Genomic DNA, 16,913 nt, shown 5'->3' with positions numbered 1-16,913 from the left:
CGTGCGGTGGGGCGCCCCCGCAGGGCGTCGAACACAACCACGCCGTACATGTCCGCCGCCTCCGCACGTTCGACGCCCGAGGAGGTGCCCCGCCGCACGCCCGACCCCGACGGCCCGTAGGCGCGGCCCGCCCCGGGGTACCGCTGCGCGAAGCAGTCCCCTACCCGCCCTTCCACCGTCCCCCGGAGCTCCGCCCCAGACCCCGCGCCTCAAACGCCGGCGAGGCTGGATGTACCCGGGCCTCAAACGCCGGCGAGGCTGAAGAGGCCCGGTCTGTGCCGGAAGGCGTGGGCGGGGTCGGAGACCTGGGGCCTCCGCCCGCCCCCGTACGCCCAGTGCGACGCCCGCCGAATCCAGCCCCTCCGGCGTTTGAGGAGCGGGGTGCGGGGCGGAGCCCCGGCTAGTCCACGAACAGGCCCCGCGCAGCGGCCCGCGCGTCGAACGCCTCCAGCCGCGCCTGCGCGTCCGGCAGCGCGTCCGCCATCGCCTCCAGCAGCACCCGCCCCAGCAGCATCGGCGCGCACGCCGTGTCGAAGGCCAGGCCGGTGCCGACCGGGGCCGGGATCAGCAGGTCCGAGTGACGGGCCACGGGGGCGAAGGCCGAGTCGGCGACGGTCACCACCGTCAGGCCCGCCCTCCGGGAGCGCTCCAGCGTGTCCACGACCTCCCGGGGATGCCTCGGCAGCGCGAAGCAGAGCAGCGTGCTCGCCCCGGCGGCCACGGCCGCGTCGATGCGGTCGTCCATCATCGAGCCGCCCTCGTCGAGGAGCCGTACGTCCGGGTGCACCTTGGCGGCGAAGTACGCGAACCCGCGCGCCTGCGAGGACGCCGCCCGCAGCCCCAGCACCGGCAGCGGCGTGGAGGCGGCGAGCAGCCGGCCGGCCTCCTGGACGGGCGAGGGATCGGCGAGCATCGCCGACAGCCGGCGCAGGTTCTCGATCTCCCCCTGGACGGCCTGCTGGTACTCGTTGTACGCGTCCTCGTGCTCGGCGGCCGTCCGCTCCACTGGTGGCGCCACCTCGCGCAGGTGGCGGCGCAGCGCCGGATACCCGTCGAAGCCGAGCGCCACCGCGAACCGGGTCACGGACGGCTGGCTCACCCCGGCCAGCTCGGCGAGTTCCACACTCGACAGGAACGGCACCTCCGCGGCCCCCCGCACCATGCAGTGCGCGATCCTCCGCTGGGTCGGCGTCAGCCGGTGCCCCTCGAACAGCTTCTGCAGCCGCGCTGCCGGGCTGTCACTCATGCCGCCCCCTCCGTCCCGGTGAGATATTCAGTCACGGAGCACTCTGCATGCGGTTATGCACGCGGGCAAGCCGTGCCCGGGATCCGGATACGGGGGCCAGCCCCAGTGCGCGGGCCGGGGAGGGTTCCTAGCGTGGGGGGATGGACGCACACGGCCAAGAGCTGAAGAAGGAACTCGGCGCCGCCCTGGACGCACGGCGCGAACTGGGCCCGGAGTACGAGGCCGCGCTGGTGGACTCGTTCGTCGAGAAGGTCGACACGCAGGTCCGGCGCCGGCTGGCGGAGGAACGCCTGTCCGCGGCGCGCGGCGGCGGCAGCCCGCAGGCCCCCGCGGAGGGGAACTTCGGCGAGCGCTTCGGCTTCGCCATCGTCACGCTGGTGCTGGCGATCCCGCTGTCGGCGATCGCCGCCGCGCAGGCGCATCTCTCCGGGCTGCTGGTGGCCTGGGCCGGCATCGTGGGCGTGAACTTCATCCACGCGTCCAAGAGCCTGCGCCGCCGGGACTGACGTCGGGCTCGTACGGCGCCCCTCCCCGGGAGGGAGTAGGCGGGGACCGCCGCACCCCGGTTGCCCGGGGGCGGGACGACGGCGGTCCCCGCAGAGGACACGGGCCGGGTCAGGGCCGTTCCGCGTCCGTGGCGTCCACGCGGTCCGGGAGCCGCTCCGGAGGTGCGTTCGCGCCGTTCGGTGGCGCCGGCCGGGCCCGGTCTCCCGGGGCTTCCCTGCCGACGACCACCACTGTGCCGGAGCCGTGTTAAGGCGGTGCTGCCGCCACGTGTCGAGCCCGTACCGTTTCCGCGACTTCCGGGCCGCCCGCGCCGCCGGGCCGCCCCCGCCGGGCGTCGAACCCGGGTGCCCGGCGGGCCGGCCCCCGACACCCCCGCGCCGTCGGGGTCGGGTGTGCGGTGGGGCGCCCCCGCAGGGCGTCGAACGCAACCCCGCCCGGCTTGCCGGTACCTCGTCACGTTCGACGCCCGAGGAGGTGCCCCGCCGCACGCCCGACCCCGACGGCCCCTCGCGTGCGGGCCGCCCCCGGGGTACCGCTGCGCGGAGCCGTCCCCTACCCGCCCTTCCACCGTTCCCCGGGACTCCGCCCCGGACCCCGGTCCTCAAACGCCGGACGGGCTGAAAAGACCCGAGGGCTCCGCCCCGGACCCCGCGCCTCAAACGCCGGCGAGGCTGAAAGACCCGGCCTCTGACGCCGGACGGGCTGAAAGACCCGGGCTCCGCCCTGGACGGTGCCGGCGGGGCAAATCCGGCCGCACCCGACGGACGGCAGCAGCCAAAATCCAGCCCCGCCGGCGATTGAGGCGCGGGCGCGGAGCGCCGTAGGGGTGACGGGCAGCGAGGGCCCGGGGCCGGGGCCCGGGGCCGGGGCCCGGGGCCGGGGGCCCGGGGTGCGGGCCCGGGGCCGGGGGCCCGGGGTGCGGGCCCGGGGCCGGGGGCCCGGGGTGCGGGCCCGGGGCCGGGGGCCCGGGGTGCGGGCCCGGGGGACCCCCGCCCGCACCCCGCCGAGCGAGCCGCAGGCTACTTCGCGGACTTGGCCAGGAACGCCAGCAGGTCCTGCCGGCTCACCACGCCCGTCGGCTTGCCCTCGACCAGGACGATCGCCGCGTCCGCCTCGCCCAGGGCCTCCATCAGGTCGGAGACCGGCTCACCGGAGCCGACCTGCGGCAGCGGCGCGCTCATGTGCTTCTCCAGCGGGTCGCCCAGCGAGGCGCGCTGCGCGAACAGGGCGGCCAGCAGGTCCTTCTCCACGACCGAGCCGATGACCTCGGCGGCCATCACGTCGGGGTGGCCGGCGCCCGGCTTGACGACGGGCATCTGCGAGACGCCGTACTCGCGCAGCACCTCGATCGCCTCGCCCACCGTCTCCTCGGGGTGCATGTGGACCAGGGACGGCATGGCGCCCTCCTTGTCCGCGAGGACGTCACCGATGCGCGCCGCCGGCCCGGCCTCCTCCAGGAAGCCGTGTCCGGCCATCCACTCGTCCGAGAAGATCTTGCTCAGGTAGCCGCGGCCGCTGTCCGGGAGCAGGACCACGACCACGTCGTCCGGCCCGAGACCCTCCGCGGCGCGCAGCGCGGCCACGACCGCCATGCCGCAGGAGCCTCCGACGAGCAGGCCCTCCTCCTTGGCGAGGCGGCGCGTCATCTGGAAGGAGTCCTTGTCGGACACCGCGATGATCTCGTCGGTGACGTTCGGGTCGTAGGCGGTCGGCCAGAAGTCCTCGCCGACGCCCTCGACGAGGTAGGGGCGGCCGGAGCCGCCCGAGTACACCGAGCCCTCGGGGTCGGCGCCGATGACCTTGACCTTCCCGCCGCTGACCTCCTTGAGGTAGTTGCCGGTGCCGGAGATCGTGCCGCCCGTGCCGACGCCGGCGACGAAGTGGGTGATCTTCCCGTCCGTCTGCTCCCAGAGCTCGGGGCCGGTGGTCTCGTAGTGCGAACGGGGGTTGTTCGGGTTGCTGTACTGGTCGGGCTTCCAGGCGCCGGGCTCTCGCGCGAGGCGGTCGGACACGTTGTAGTACGAGTCCGGGTGCTCGGGGTCGACCGCGGTGGGGCAGACCACGACCTCGGCGCCGTACGCGCGCATCACGTTGATCTTGTCCGTGGACACCTTGTCAGGGCAGACGAAGATGCACTTGTAGCCCTTCTGCTGGGCCACGATGGCGAGTCCTACACCCGTGTTGCCGCTGGTCGGCTCCACGATGGTGCCACCGGGCTTGAGGGCTCCGCTCTGCTCGGCGGCCTCGATCATCCGCAGGGCGATCCGGTCCTTCACGGAGCCGCCGGGATTGAAGTACTCGACCTTCGCAAGGACGGTGGCCTGGAGGCCTTCGGTCACACGGTTGAGCTTCACCAGCGGGGTGTTGCCGACGAGGCTGATCATCGAGTCGTGGAATTGCACCATGTTCTCCAAGGACGGGACTCCACGGGTTCTCCGGGAGGTTCGGCCAGAGTATGCGGAAAGGGATTGGACGACCGTCCGTACGGGGCAGGAAGGTCAACGAAGCCCCAGTCAGCGAAGCGAGGTGGCCTGAAGGGTGTCCAGGGCGAGAACGGCCCGCCGCATCGCGGCGGGCGCAGCGTACGGCGGCGGCGGGCTCGGGCTGGTCGGGGTCGCCGCGGTGGGGCTCGTACTGGCGGAGATGCAGTTCGCCAAGCGGACGGTGGGCAGCGGACTGGGCGATCCTCCGCGCGCGGACGGACTGTACGGGAGCGAGTTCAACGGGCCGGAGCTGAGTCCGGGCCCGCTGCGGCTGGCCATGCTGGGCGATTCCACGGCGGCGGGCCTGGGCGTGCGGCGGGCCAGGCAGACCCCGGCGGCCCTGATGGCCTCCGGGCTGGCGGCGGTGGCCGAGCGGCCGGTGGAGCTGCGCAACGTGGCCCTGTCGGGGGCCATGTCCGACGACCTGGACCGCCAGGTCGGGCTGCTGCTGGACGGGGACCGGCCCGCGCCGGACGTGTGCGTGATCATGATCGGTGCGAACGACGTGACGCGGCGCATGCCGCCCACGCAGTCGGTCCGCCACCTCACGTCGGCGGTGCGGCGGCTGCGCATGGCGGGCGCCGAGGTCGTCGTCGGCACCTGCCCGGACCTGGGCACGATCGAGCCGGTGTACCAGCCGCTGCGGTGGCTGGCGCGGAGGGTCTCGCGGCAGCTCGCGGCCGCGCAGACCATAGGGGTGATCGCGCTGGGCGCACGTACGGTCTCGATGGGCGACCTCCTGGGGCCGGAGTTCGCGGCGAACCCCCGGGAGATGTTCGGCCCGGACTCCTACCACCCGTCGGCGGAGGGGTACGCGACCGCGGCGATGGCCGTCCTCCCCACCCTGTGCGCGGCGCTGGCACTGTGGCCGGAGTCCGACCGGCTGGACGTGTCCCGCAACGAGGACATGCTGCCGGTGGCCAAGGCGGCGTCGGCCGCGGCCGATCTGGCGGGTACCGAGGTCACGGCCGCCCGCGGCCCTTGGGTCCTCCTGAAGCACCGCCGCCGTCGCCGGCTGCCCGCCCAGGACCCGTCCCCCGCCCCGGCCCCGGCCGACCTGCCGTAGCGGACTCGCCGCTGCGCGGAGCCTTCCCCCACCCCGCCCCTTCCCGAACCGGGGCTCCGCCCCGGACCCCGGTCCTCAAACGCCGGACGGACGGCAGCAGCCGAATCCAGCCCCGCCGGCGTTTGAGGCGCGGGGTCCGGGGCAGAGCCCCGGCAGCGGCGCCGCGGGCGCGTGCCCCCGCCACCCCCGCGGGAGCGACCGGCATCACACCGCCCCGGCGGTGACCTCGACCGTACGGGGCGGTAACTTCGCATGCGGTCCCGCAACGACGCACGCACCCCCTTGGAGTCCCGATGCCCGAAGCAGTCATCGTTTCCACCGCCCGCTCCCCCATCGGGCGCGCCTTCAAGGGGTCCCTCAAGGACATCCGGCCGGACGACCTGACCTCCACGATCATCCAGGCCGCCCTGGCCAAGGTGCCCGAGCTGGACCCGCGCCAGATCGACGACCTGATGCTGGGCTGCGGCCTCCCGGGCGGTGAGCAGGGCAACAACCTCGCGCGCATCGTCGCCGTGCAGATGGGCATGGACTTCCTGCCCGGCACCACGATCACCCGTTACTGCTCCTCCTCGCTGCAGACCTCCCGGATGGCGCTGCACGCGATCAAGGCGGGCGAGGGCGACGTCTTCATCTCGGCCGGCGTCGAGGTCGTGTCCTCCTTCGCCAAGGGCAACTCGGACTCGTGGCCCGACACCCACAACCCGCTGTTCGCCGAGGCCGAGGCCCGTACCGCCGCCGTCGCCCAGAGCGAGGGCTCGGACTGGCACGACCCGCGCGAGGACGGCCTGGTCCCCGACGCGTACATCGCGATGGGGCAGACCGCCGAGAACCTGGCCCGCCTCAAGGGCGTGACCCGCCAGGACATGGACGAGTTCGGCGTGCGCTCGCAGAACCTCGCCGAGGCCGCGATCAAGAACGGCTTCTGGGAGCGGGAGATCACCCCCGTCACCACCCCCGACGGCACCGTGGTCACCGCGGACGACGGCCCGCGCGCCGGGGTCACCCTGGAGGGCGTGCAGGGCCTCAAGCCCGTCTTCCGCCCCGACGGCCTGGTCACCGCCGCCAACTGCTGCCCGCTGAACGACGGCGCCGCGGCCCTGGTCATCATGAGCGACACCAAGGCGCGCGAGCTGGGTCTGACCCCGCTGGCCCGGATCGTCTCCACCGGTGTCACCGGCCTCTCCCCCGAGATCATGGGCCTGGGCCCGGTCGAGGCTTCGAAGCAGGCGCTGAAGCGCGCGGGCCTGACGGTCGGCGACATCGACCTGTTCGAGATCAACGAGGCGTTCGCGGCCCAGGTCATCCCGTCCTACCGCGACCTGGAGATCCCCCTCGACAAGCTGAACGTCAACGGCGGGGCCATCGCCGTCGGTCACCCGTTCGGGATGACCGGTGCCCGGATCACCGGCACTCTGATCAACAGCCTGCAGTTCCACGACAAGCAGTTCGGTCTGGAGACCATGTGCGTCGGTGGCGGCCAGGGCATGGCCATGGTCATCGAGCGGCTGAGCTGAGCCGTATCCGCAGCTGAGCGGAGCGTGAGCGGCCCCAGGCGCCGCAAGGGATCGGGCCCGATCCCTTGCGGCGGGGCGGCACCGGATCCAACCCTGTCGCGGCCGAGCTGTGACCGAATCTCCCCCAGGATGTGACCTATCTCCTGGGGGCTTGGCATATATGCAGGTCAGGTGCCATACGGGTGGGCGTCTCGGGACGAAAGCCCTGTCCATTTCATGACGTAATGCACTGCACGCCATTCCCAGGTCGGGACACTCTGATGTAGGAAGTCGGGGGATCGAATCACACCGGGAGTTAGTCAGTGAGCGCCATGTCTCTTGCCCTGCTGCTGACCGCGGCCGCTGCCACGGCCGTCGGCGCTGCTGCGCTGCACGCCGTCCACGGCCTGCGCAAGCAGGTCACGGCCCTGCGCGGTGAGCTGGCGGTGCCGCACCCCCGCGGTGCGACCGTCCCGCACGCCCGCAGCGCCGTCGAGTCCCCCGCCGCGGAGATACGAGCCGCCGTGGCCGAAGCCCTCGCCGAGGAGCGCGAACGCGAGCTGGCCGAAGCGCGAGCCTTCTGGGCCGCGCAGGAGGCCCGTGACGCCGCCGACGCGCCCTCCCTGCTGGGCGGCCTGCCCGGCCTCGGCGACGACGGCCCGCACGTCTTCCTGCCCCGGCAGGCCGACCTGGTGGGCCTGGAGCCGGTCCTCGGCGACGAGGCCCTCGACGAGAACCCGTACCCGGAGGACTCGGCCGAGCTGGCCGCCGCCCGCCGGCGCCACCCCTCGCACCCCGATTTCGTGCCGGTCCAGGCCTCGCACCCCGGCGCCGACCACGAGCGCACGGTCAGCCGCCTGGAGGAGCTCGCGCAGGCCCGTACGGCCCTCGCGGACGTCCGCCCCGGCCCGCTGGGCACCCTCGACGTGTACGTCTTCACGGACGGCACCACGCTCTGCATGACCCCGGGGCACCGGGAGACCGCGGAGCGCCTCGCCGAGGCCCTGCGCTCGGGCACCGCTCCGGTCCTCCTCGGCGGCTCGGGCATCTCCGGCGCCTACGCGCTGACCTTCTCCTGCGGTGACACCGAGGACCCGGACAGCAACGTCTACATCCTCGCGGACCGCGTCATCGCATCGCTGTAGCCTCGGCCCGCTCCACCAGCCGCACGGCCTCGTCCAGCACCTCGGACGGGGCCTTCGCGCCGTCCTGGGCCGGTACGCCGCGCAGCGCCTCCGCCAGATCGGCGCCGGCCACCGCCACCTGGTCGCCGACGACGAAGAGACCCTCGTCCGGCATCTCCCGGACCGCGGAGCCCTCCGCGCCCGCCGGCGCGCCCTCAAGGGCCTGTGCGCGCGCCGACAGCTCGCGGGCCAACTCCAGTGCCGCCTCGGCGGCTCCTTGCCGCAGGCGGCTCTGCGGCGCGGCCCGCAGCCGGTCTGCGAAACGGTCCACGGCGGCGGTCAGGGGTGAAGTATCGAGCACCCGGCCGACCTTACGCGCCGTCCGCGCACCATTGCCAACGGGCGAACTCTCCGGCACGGTGACGTGAAGAGAGAACAGCACGGCAACCTTCCGGAGGCGCCCATGTCCGTAGAGTTCTCCGAGCAGACCCACCGCAACATGATCGACAGAATCCCCCTGACCACCGGTCGTGAAGTGTCCGACTGGCTCCGCACCGTGGACGAAGGCCCCTCCCTCGTCCGGTTCGAGGAGAAGGTCAGCTGGCTGCGCGGCGCGCACGAACTGTCGTACGGCCAGGCCAAGGCGATCATCCACGAGTACGACCTGCGCAGAGCCGCACGCCGGTTCGGCTGAATCCGACCTCGTCCCCGACCCGTCTTCGACCTCGTCACCGTTCCACGATTCCGACCCCGAGACGCGGGAAGGCCCCGCGAGCGGTGTGCTCGCGGGGCCTTCCCCATGCAGTGGGCGAACCGGACGGCTGCCGGTACGACTAGTCGTCGCCCGAGAGGATCTGGAAGAGGCGCAGCATCTCCAGGTAGATCCACACCAGGGTCAGCGTGAGGCCGAAGGCCGCCAGCCAGGCCTCTTCGCGCGGGGCGCCGTAGGTCACGCCGTCCTCGACCTGCTTGAAGTCCATGGCGAGGAAGCAGGCGCCGAGGATGACGCCGACGATGCCGAAGACGATGCCGAGGCCGCCGCTGCGGAAGCCGAGGCCGTCACCGCCGCCGAAGAGCGCGAAGAGCGAGTTGGCGACCATCAGCAGGATGAAGCCGAGGGCCGCGGCCATCACGAAGCCGGTGAAGCGCCGGTTGACGCGGATCCAGCCCATCTTGTAGGCGAGGAGCACGGCGGCGAAGACGCACATCGTGCCCATGACGGCCTGGATGACCACGCCGGCACCGAGGTAGGTGCTGGTGGCCGCGCTGATGACGCCGAGGAAGACACCCTCGAGCGCCGCGTAGCCCAGGATCAGCGCCGGGACCGGCTTGCGCTTGAAGGACTGGACCATGGCCAGCACGAACGCGACGAGGGCCGCGCCGATGCCGATGCCGTACGACTTGCCGAGGTTCGCCGGGTCGACCGGCAGAAGGACCCAGGACAGCGTGGCCGTCACGATGAGCGTGCCGAGCGTCATGCCCGTGCGGCTCACGACGTCGTCCATCGTCATCGCGTTGGTGCGCGCCGGGGCCTGCGGCATACCCGTCATCGGGTCGGTCGCGTACGGGTTCGTCGCGTACGGGTTGGTCCCGGCCTGCTGGTGCTGCGCGTCAAAGCCCGCGTAGCCACCGTTGTCGCGGCTGAACCCCCGTCGCGAGAAGACCGGGTTACTGCTCCTCATCTCACTCCTCAGTGGCCACCGAGCGCGGCCTCGCATCAAGAGTAATGCGCTCGCAAAAAAATCACCCTACTGCTGGAGGAGGATCTTAGGAGAAGACAGGGCGAAGCGCAGGGGATAAATCGACCGGGCCTCGGAGGAGGTGAGGAGTGCCCGGAGCCGGACTTGAACCGGCACGACCCGAAGGTCAGCGAGGTTTAAGCTCGCCGTGTCTGCATTCCACCATCCGGGCAGGGTGTGGTGGCCCCCGATAAAGCCTTCAGCGCTGCCCCGAGCCTATCCGGAACACCCCTGCCGCCACCTGGCCCTCTTTCCGATGTTGTCTGATTTTATTGGCGATTGAGGGAGCGTCAGGGTGCAGAAGGCACGGTGGGCCCCTTCTCCGGGACGATCACCGCCGATGCGGGAATGACGGGATTTCGATGTCCCGCGCCACCCCGCCCGCCACCCGGCACGCCACCCCGCGCCTCCCCGGGTCCGCGCAGGTGGATCAGGGTCGCCGTCATACCAGAGGCGTATGCGGACGTGTCCGCGGTCAGACTCCAGTGGGCCTGCGAACCGGCACCGCGGCTGATCCCGAGCGCGTTCGGTGCGGAGACGATGGAAAAGTCCCCGCACCGCAGACCGAGGAGCCCTCCCGTGACCACCATGAACCACGCCCCGCGCACCATCCAGGCCGTGGCCGCCCGCGCGACGGGCCTCTCCAAGGTGTACGGCCAGGGCGAGACCCAGGTGGTCGCCCTCGACAACGTCTCCGTGGACTTCGCGCAGGGCCAGTTCACCGCGATCATGGGCCCCTCGGGCTCCGGCAAGTCCACGCTGATGCACTGCGTCGCCGGCCTGGACACCTTCTCCTCCGGGTCCGTGCGCATCGGCGAGACCGAGCTGGGCTCCCTCAAGGACAAGCAACTCACCCAGCTGCGCCGGGACAAGATCGGCTTCATCTTCCAGGCCTTCAACCTGCTGCCGACCCTGACGGCCCTGGAGAACATCACGCTCCCCATGGACATCGCCGGCCGCAAGGCCGACAAGCAGTGGCTGGACACGGTCATCGAGATGGTCGGCCTCTCCGGCCGCCTCTCCCACCGCCCCACCCAGCTCTCCGGCGGCCAGCAGCAGCGCGTGGCCGTGGCCCGCGCCCTGGCCTCCCGCCCCGAGATCATCTTCGGTGACGAGCCCACCGGAAACCTCGACTCCCGCTCCGGCGCCGAAGTCCTCGGCTTCCTGCGCAACTCGGTGCGCGAGCTCGGCCAGACCGTCGTCATGGTCACCCACGACCCGGTCGCCGCCTCCTACGCGGACCGCGTCATCTTCCTCGCCGACGGCCGCATCGTCGACGAGATGTACGGACCCACCGCGGACGGCGTACTGGACCGCATGAAGGCCTTCGACTCCAAGGGCCGTACGAGCTGAGGGACGCCCCCTCCCCGTCCCTGCCGACCCCTTAGACCTGGATCCCTCCACCATGTTCCGTACCGCCCTGCGCAACGTCCTCGCGCACAAGGCCCGGCTGTTGATGACGGTGCTGGCCGTCACCCTCGGCGTCGCCTTCGTCTCCGGCACCCTCGTCTTCACCGACACCCTCAGCAACGCCATGTCCAACCAGTCCGCGAAGTCCTACAGCGGTGTCGCGGTCTCCGTGACCGACCGCGGGGCCTCCCGCAACGAGGACGGCGAGAAGCAGGGCGACCCCGGCATCAGTCAGCAGACCCTGGACAAGGTCAAGGCGCTGAACGGCGTCGACTCCGTCTCCGGCCGGGTCACCGGCTTCGCCGGCGTCGGCGACGAGCACGGCCGGCTGATCGGCAGCGGCTGGGCCAACGCCGGCTCCAACTACGCCCCCGTCAAGGACGGCAAGGACCCTCGCTACGACTTCACCGACGGCACCGGCCCGGCCGCCGCCGACCAGGTCGCCCTCGACAAGGAGACCGCCGCCAAGGGCAAGTACAAGGTCGGCGACAGGATCCGCGTCGCCACCAACGGCCCGGTGAAGGAGTACACCCTCTCCGGCGTCTTCACCACGGAGGACGGCGCGGTCAACGCGGGCGGCAGCCTGGTCCTGTTCGACACCAAGGTCGCCCAGGAGCTCTACCTCCAGCCCGGCTTCTACAGCGAACTGTCCGTCGGCGCCAAGGCCGGCACCACCGCCGAGCGACTGCTGACCGAGATCAAGCCCCTCCTCGGCAAGAACTCCGAGGCCAAGACCGGCGCCGCCCTCGCCGCCGAGCAGGCCAAGGACATCGAGCGGGCCATGTCCGGCATGAGCACCGGCCTGCTGATCTTCGCCGGCGTCTCCCTCTTCGTCGGCATCTTCCTCATCTACAACACCTTCACCATGCTGGTCGCCCAGCGCACCAAGGAACTGGCCCTGCTGCGCGCCGTCGGCGCCAACCGCGCCCAGGTCAGGCGCTCCGTCCTGATGGAGGCCGGAGTCGTCGGCCTCGTCTCCTCGGCCATCGGCATGGTCTCCGGCGTCGGCCTGGCCGTCGCCATGCGCTCCGCGATGGGCCTGTTCGACGCGAAGATCCCGGCCGGCGATCTGATCATCGCCCCGGCCACCGTCGTCATCGCGCTGGTCATCGGCGTCCTGGTCACCATGGCCGCGGCCCTGCTGCCGGCCTGGCGGACCTCGCGGATCGCCCCCGTCGCCGCCATGGGCAGCGCCCACCTGCCCGCCACCATGAAGTCCCTGGTGCTGCGCAACTCCATCGGCAGCGTCATGGCCTTCGCGGGCATCGGCGTGGTCCTGCTCGGCGTCAGCCAGAAGAGCGACGGCCGCACGACCATCGCGGGCGGCGCCTTCCTCCTCCTCATCGGCCTGTTCGTCCTGCTGCCGATGCTCTCCCGCCCGGTCATCGCGCTCGTCCGCCCGCTGCTGGAGAAGGTGTTCGGCGTCGCCGGCAAGCTCGCCGCGCAGAACGCGGTCCGCAACCCGCGCCGCACCGCCGTCACCGCCGCTTCCCTGACGATCGGTCTGACCCTGGTCACCGCCATGTCGGTGATGGGCATCACCGTGGGCCAGGCCGTCGACAAGGCGACCACGCAGAACGTCAAGGCCGACTACAAGGTCACGATGGCCGGCGAGGGCATGACCCTCGACAAGTCCGTGCTCCCCGCGCTGGAGAAGGGCAAGGGCGTCACCGCCGTCTCCCCGAAGACCACCGAGATCGTCAAGCTCGCCGGCACCTCCCAGGTGGTCAACGGGATCAACCCGGCCGCGCTGGCCGACGTACTGGACGTGAAGACCACCGGCGGCAGCCTCGCCGCTCTGGGCGAGGGCAAGCTGATGGTCTCCGCGAAGGAGGCCGAGAAGAAGGGCCTGAAGGTCGGCTCCACGCTCGACGCCCAGTTCTACGACGGCCAGAAGGGCAAGCTCCAGGTCGGCGCGATCTTCGACGGCAAGGACCAGCTCGACGACTACGTCCTCGACAACAAGATCCTCAGCCTGCACAACGACGAGCAGTACCTGCCCGAGGTCCTGGTCAAGACCGCCGGCGGCGCCTCCGAGGCGAACCAGCAGGCCGTCGTCGACGCCCTGGGCAAGAGCCCGGCCATCAAGGTCTCCGACAAGGCCGACATCCGCAACGAGATGGCCGGCTCGATCAACACGGCGCTGAACATCATGTACGGCCTGCTCGGGATGGCCCTGATCATCGCCGTCCTCGGTGTGGTCAACACCCTGGCCATGTCGGTCTACGAGCGCCAGCAGGAGATCGGCATGCTGCGGGCGGTCGGCCTCGACCGGCCCCGGGTCAAGAACATGATCCGTCTGGAGGCCGTGGTCATCTCGCTCTTCGGCGCGGTCCTCGGCATCGGCGTCGGCGTCTTCCTCGCCTGGGCCGGCGGCAGGACCATCGCGGGCTCGGTCCCGGGCTACGAGCTGGTCATCCCCTTCGACCGGATCGGGATCTTCTTCGCCCTCGCCGGACTGGTCGGCGTCCTGGCCGCCATGTGGCCGGCCCGCAGCGCGGCCCGCCTGAACATGCTGACCGCCATCAAGACGGAATAGCACGCGGCGCGACGCGCGGAAGGGCCCCGGGGCAACAGCCCCGGGGCCCTTCCGCGTCCCGTGCCCTACTCGGTCCAGGTGCGCAGCCGCAGCGGCAGGCCCGACTCCCCCTTCGCGGAGGTCCGCACCGCGAGGACCTGGTTGACGCCGAGCCGGCCCCGCTCGAAGCCCAGGGCGCAGGCCGCCATGTACAGCTGCCAGACCCGGGCGCGGCCGGGCGAGGTCAGGCGTGCGCACTCGTCCCAGTGCGCCTCCAGCCGCGCCACCCACGCCCGCAGGGTCAGCCCGTAGTGCTCGCGCAGCGCCTCCACGTCGCGGACCTCGAAGCCGGCCCGCTCCAGCTCGCCGACGGTGCTGCCGAGCGGCGAGAGCTCCCCGTCGGGGAAGACGTAGGCGTCGATGAACTCGTCGATCCGGTAGGCGTCTTCGTCGGGCTCCGGGGGCCGGGCGATCTGGTGGTTCAGCAGCCGTCCGCCCGGGCGCAGCAGGGCGTGCAGGGTGCGGGCGTAGTCCTGGTAGCGCTCCGCGCCCACGTGTTCGGCCATGCCGATGGAGGAAACGGCGTCGTACGGGCCGTCCTTGACGTCCCGGTAGTCCTGGATCCGGATCTCCACCAGCTCGGTGAGACCCTCGTCGGCGACGCGTTTGAGGGCGTACGCGGCCTGCTCGCGGGAGAGCGTGACCCCGGTGACCCGGACGCCGTACTCGCGGGCCGCGTGCACCGCCATGGAGCCCCAGCCGCAGCCGACGTCGAGGAGCCGGTCGCCGGGCCGCAGCGCGAGCTTGCGGCAGACGAGGTCGAGCTTGTCGTACTGGGCCTCCTCCAGGCTCCCGCCGGGGGTCCAGTAGGCGCAGGAGTACACCATCGAGGGGCCGAGCACGCGTTCGTAGAACTCGTTGCCGACGTCGTAGTGGTGGCTGACGGCCTGCCGGTCGCGTCCCTTGCTGTGCTGCGGCCCGCCGCGCCGTACGGCCGCCTCCTCGGCCGGGGGCGCGGGCGGCGGCAGCGGTCCGGCGAGCGCGATCAGAGCGCGTACGGCGGCCCGCCGCTCGGGGTCCCGCAGCAGCCGGGCGGCCTCCGGCAGGGCGGCCGGGCGGGCCTCCCTCGCGCGGTCGGCGACGGCGCCCAGGGCCGCGAGCGGCCGGGTCAGGCCGGCCCGCCTCCCGGCCTGGCCTGCGGGCGCGGACAGGGCGGCCGGCGGCCGGTCGCGCTCCTTCTCCCAGACGAGGCCGGCCACCCGGTCCAGCAGCTCGAACAGGTCGCCGTCGACCGTCAGGTCGCCCGCGACCCAGGCGCGGGCCAGGCCCAGTTCACCCGGCTTCCACAGCATCCGGCGCACGGCACGGCGGCGGCGGAAGACGAGCACGGGACCAGTGGGCGGGCCCGCCTCGCTGCCGTCCCATGCGCGGATGCGCACGGGCAGCGGGGCTCCCAGCAGGGTCTCGGCTAGAGCAGCGAGCCGCGGCGCGGCGTCGTTCATTGCGCACCTCCACAAAGCTCCGACGAATCCGTCTACCCATCCCGGGCTCCGGGTACGCCGAAGGGGCCGCCCGCACCACGGATGGCGGGCGGCCCCTTCGGGGTCGTTCAGTTGCGCCGAAGCGCTTACGAGGCCTTGGCCTTCTCCGCCGGGGCGGAGGCGGCGGCCGGAGCCGGCGCCGGCTTGGCGGCTTCGTAGAACTCCTCGCGCGGGGTCTCCAGCGCTCCGAGGGAGACGACCTCGCGCTTGAGGAACATGCCGAGGGTCCAGTCGGCGAAGACGCGGATCTTGCGGTTCCAGGTCGGCATGGCCATGCCGTGGTAGCCACGGTGCATGTACCAGGCGAGACGGCCCTTGAGCTTGATCTTCATCTTGCCCATGACGATCATCGCGACGCCCTTGTGGAGGCCGAGGCCCGCCACCGCACCCTTGTTGGAGTGCGAGTACTCGGTCTGCGGGAAGCCCCGCATGCCCGAGATGACGTTGTCGCCGAGGACCTTGGCCTGGCGCAGCGCGTGCTGGGCGTTCGGCGGGCACCAGGCGTTCTCGACGCCGGCCTTGCGGGCGGCGATGTCGGGAACCTGGGCGTTGTCGCCGGCGGTCCAGATGTAGTCCGTGCCCTTGACCTGGAGGGTCGGGTCGGCGTCCACGTGGCCGCGCGGGCCCAGCGGCAGGCCGTAGCGGGCCAGCACCGGGTTGGGCTTGACGCCCGCGGTCCACACGATGGTGTTGGAGTCGACCTCGAGGCCGTTCTTCAGCACCACGTGGCCGTCCACGCAGGAGTCCATGGAGGTGTTGAGGTAGATCTCGATGCCGCGGGACTCGAGGTGCTCCTTGCCCCAGGTGCCGAGCTTGGGCCCGACCTCGGGGAGGATCTTGTCGGCCGCGTCGACCAGGATGAAGCGCATGTCCTCGCGCTTGATCGTGGAGTAGTACTTCGCGGCGTCGCGGGCCATGTCCTCGACCTCGCCGATGGTCTCCGCGCCGGCGAAGCCGCCGCCGACGAAGACGAAGGTGAGGGCCTTGCGGCGGACGTTCTCGTCCGTCGTGGACTCGGCCTTGTCGAGCTGCTCGAGGACGTGGTTGCGCAGGCCGATGCCCTCTTCGACGCCCTTCATGCCGATGCCCTGTTCGGCGAGGCCGGGGATCGGGAAGGTGCGGGAGACGGCACCGAGCGCGATCACCAGGTAGTCGAAGGGCAGCTCGTACGCCTCGCCGACGAGCGGCGTGACGACGGCGACCTTGCGGTCCTGGTCGATGCTGGTGACCCGGCCGGTGAGTACCTCTGCCTTGGGCAGCACGCGTCGCAGCGGGACGACGACGTGCCGAGGCGAGATGCTGCCTGCGGCCACTTCGGGGAGGAAGGGCTGGTAGGTCATGTACGACCGCGGGTCGACGACCGTGACGGTCGCCTCGCCGTAACGCATCTTCTTCATGATGCGCTTGGCCGCGTACAGACCTACGTACCCACCTCCTACAACGAGGATCCTGGGACGCTCCGTGGTGCTCATGGAACGAGTATCCAGCACCCCCAGGGGTGATGCTCGTGAGCCCCTTCACAAGGTGCCGGGAACCCTCTGCTACACTCCGCGGCCCGCGTGACCGAAGTCATGGCGCGCAACGGGAACCGCAGCACATCGGGAATCGTTGTTCACCCGTCCTGAACTGGGCCGTAGGCCCTCAACCGGACTGGACCACCGGCCTTTGTCCATACGTCTGACGCGGAACCCGTCGGCTCCGACATTCGCACGAACGCTCGGAGAAACGGGCCTGAGGGCCCCGGAAGAGCCTCGAACGGCCCCTCCAGCTGCCCCGCAGACCCCTT

13 protein-coding genes and 1 tRNA gene are annotated in these 16,913 nt (G+C 71.7%); 7 read left to right on the top strand and 7 right to left on the bottom strand.

From position 1 onward, the window contains the following. Nucleotides 1-400: 400 nt before the first annotated feature. Complete coding sequence (locus tag ACIQ5Y_RS28340; RefSeq protein ID WP_403886362.1) at nucleotides 401-1,246, bottom strand: MurR/RpiR family transcriptional regulator; 846 nt, start codon at nucleotides 1,244-1,246, stop codon at nucleotides 401-403. Between the two features lie 140 nt (nucleotides 1,247-1,386). Between ACIQ5Y_RS28340 and ACIQ5Y_RS28335 the strand changes: the two genes are divergently transcribed. Continuing rightward, nucleotides 1,387-1,752, top strand: coding sequence for a hypothetical protein (locus ACIQ5Y_RS28335; protein WP_403886360.1), 366 nt, complete (start codon nucleotides 1,387-1,389; stop codon nucleotides 1,750-1,752). Nucleotides 1,753-2,772: 1,020 nt separating this feature from the next. Here ACIQ5Y_RS28335 and ACIQ5Y_RS28330 read toward each other — a convergent pair. After that, nucleotides 2,773-4,155, bottom strand: a complete 1,383-nt coding sequence (locus tag ACIQ5Y_RS28330) for a cystathionine beta-synthase (RefSeq protein ID WP_403886384.1) — start codon at nucleotides 4,153-4,155, stop codon at nucleotides 2,773-2,775. Between the two features lie 136 nt (nucleotides 4,156-4,291). On the opposite strand from ACIQ5Y_RS28330, the gene ACIQ5Y_RS28325 reads away from it, so the two are divergent. The 3 genes from ACIQ5Y_RS28325 (at nucleotide 4,292) to ACIQ5Y_RS28315 (ending at nucleotide 7,940) form a co-directional block, all read left to right on the top strand. Then, entirely contained in the window at nucleotides 4,292-5,302 is a 1,011-nt protein-coding gene (locus ACIQ5Y_RS28325) for an SGNH/GDSL hydrolase family protein (protein ID WP_403886357.1), read from the top strand. A gap of 293 nt (nucleotides 5,303-5,595) precedes the next feature. Next, nucleotides 5,596-6,816 carry an acetyl-CoA C-acetyltransferase gene (locus ACIQ5Y_RS28320; RefSeq protein ID WP_403886355.1) on the top strand — a complete coding sequence of 407 codons (1,221 nt, stop codon included), beginning with the start codon at nucleotides 5,596-5,598 and terminating at the stop codon, nucleotides 6,814-6,816. 311 nt (nucleotides 6,817-7,127) lie between these two features. After that, a complete protein-coding gene (locus tag ACIQ5Y_RS28315; RefSeq protein WP_403886352.1) occupies nucleotides 7,128-7,940 on the top strand; it encodes a hypothetical protein in 813 nt (270 codons plus the stop codon). Here ACIQ5Y_RS28315 and ACIQ5Y_RS28310 read toward each other — a convergent pair. Further along, nucleotides 7,924-8,280 (bottom strand): hypothetical protein, encoded by a 357-nt coding sequence (locus ACIQ5Y_RS28310; RefSeq protein ID WP_403886350.1) that lies wholly within the window; start codon nucleotides 8,278-8,280, stop codon nucleotides 7,924-7,926. The two genes, ACIQ5Y_RS28315 and ACIQ5Y_RS28310, sit on opposite strands and share 17 nt — an antisense overlap. Nucleotides 8,281-8,382: 102 nt before the next feature. Between ACIQ5Y_RS28310 and ACIQ5Y_RS28305 the strand changes: the two genes are divergently transcribed. After that, on the top strand, nucleotides 8,383-8,613 hold the full coding sequence (locus tag ACIQ5Y_RS28305; protein WP_030036969.1) for a DUF4287 domain-containing protein: 231 nt from the start codon (nucleotides 8,383-8,385) through the stop codon (nucleotides 8,611-8,613). 139 nt (nucleotides 8,614-8,752) lie between these two features. Here ACIQ5Y_RS28305 and ACIQ5Y_RS28300 read toward each other — a convergent pair whose 3' ends face one another. Together ACIQ5Y_RS28300 and ACIQ5Y_RS28295 are read right to left on the bottom strand one after the other, a co-directional pair. Next, nucleotides 8,753-9,601, bottom strand: a complete 849-nt coding sequence (locus ACIQ5Y_RS28300) for a Bax inhibitor-1/YccA family protein (protein WP_403886347.1) — start codon at nucleotides 9,599-9,601, stop codon at nucleotides 8,753-8,755. 147 nt (nucleotides 9,602-9,748) lie between these two features. Beyond that, a tRNA-Leu gene (locus ACIQ5Y_RS28295) sits at nucleotides 9,749-9,830 on the bottom strand. Between the two features lie 407 nt (nucleotides 9,831-10,237). On the opposite strand from ACIQ5Y_RS28295, the gene ACIQ5Y_RS28290 reads away from it, so the two are divergent. Together ACIQ5Y_RS28290 and ACIQ5Y_RS28285 are read left to right on the top strand one after the other, a co-directional pair. Continuing rightward, entirely contained in the window at nucleotides 10,238-11,011 is a 774-nt protein-coding gene (locus tag ACIQ5Y_RS28290; protein WP_403886344.1) for an ABC transporter ATP-binding protein, read from the top strand. Nucleotides 11,012-11,063: 52 nt separating this feature from the next. Next, entirely contained in the window at nucleotides 11,064-13,607 is a 2,544-nt protein-coding gene (locus tag ACIQ5Y_RS28285; protein ID WP_403886341.1) for an ABC transporter permease, read from the top strand. 65 nt (nucleotides 13,608-13,672) lie between these two features. Here the strand turns inward: ACIQ5Y_RS28285 and ACIQ5Y_RS28280 are convergent, their stop codons facing one another. Together ACIQ5Y_RS28280 and ACIQ5Y_RS28275 are read right to left on the bottom strand one after the other, a co-directional pair. After that, entirely contained in the window at nucleotides 13,673-15,088 is a 1,416-nt protein-coding gene (locus ACIQ5Y_RS28280; protein WP_403886338.1) for a class I SAM-dependent methyltransferase, read from the bottom strand. Between the two features lie 125 nt (nucleotides 15,089-15,213). Further along, a complete protein-coding gene (locus tag ACIQ5Y_RS28275) occupies nucleotides 15,214-16,599 on the bottom strand; it encodes an NAD(P)/FAD-dependent oxidoreductase (RefSeq protein ID WP_403886335.1) in 1,386 nt (461 codons plus the stop codon). Between the last annotated feature and the right edge of the window lie 314 nt (nucleotides 16,600-16,913).

The sequence above is a fragment of the Streptomyces sp. NPDC096339 genome (assembly GCF_044762985.1).
Classification (GTDB): Bacteria; Actinomycetota; Actinomycetes; order Streptomycetales; family Streptomycetaceae; genus Streptomyces.
This window is presented reverse-complemented; position numbering and strand designations above follow the sequence as displayed.

Coding starts and splice junctions, on each gene's coding strand:
- ACIQ5Y_RS28280 (WP_403886338.1), bottom strand. CDS start 15,088: ATGAACGACGCCGCGCCGCGGCTCGCTGCTCTAGCCGAGACCCTGCTG.
- ACIQ5Y_RS28300 (WP_403886347.1), bottom strand. CDS start 9,601: ATGAGGAGCAGTAACCCGGTCTTCTCGCGACGGGGGTTCAGCCGCGAC.
- ACIQ5Y_RS28275 (WP_403886335.1), bottom strand. CDS start 16,599: ATGAGCACCACGGAGCGTCCCAGGATCCTCGTTGTAGGAGGTGGGTAC.
- ACIQ5Y_RS28315 (WP_403886352.1), top strand. CDS start 7,128: ATGTCTCTTGCCCTGCTGCTGACCGCGGCCGCTGCCACGGCCGTCGGC.
- ACIQ5Y_RS28285 (WP_403886341.1), top strand. CDS start 11,064: ATGTTCCGTACCGCCCTGCGCAACGTCCTCGCGCACAAGGCCCGGCTG.
- ACIQ5Y_RS28340 (WP_403886362.1), bottom strand. CDS start 1,246: ATGAGTGACAGCCCGGCAGCGCGGCTGCAGAAGCTGTTCGAGGGGCAC.
- ACIQ5Y_RS28320 (WP_403886355.1), top strand. CDS start 5,596: ATGCCCGAAGCAGTCATCGTTTCCACCGCCCGCTCCCCCATCGGGCGC.
- ACIQ5Y_RS28335 (WP_403886360.1), top strand. CDS start 1,387: ATGGACGCACACGGCCAAGAGCTGAAGAAGGAACTCGGCGCCGCCCTG.
- ACIQ5Y_RS28305 (WP_030036969.1), top strand. CDS start 8,383: ATGTCCGTAGAGTTCTCCGAGCAGACCCACCGCAACATGATCGACAGA.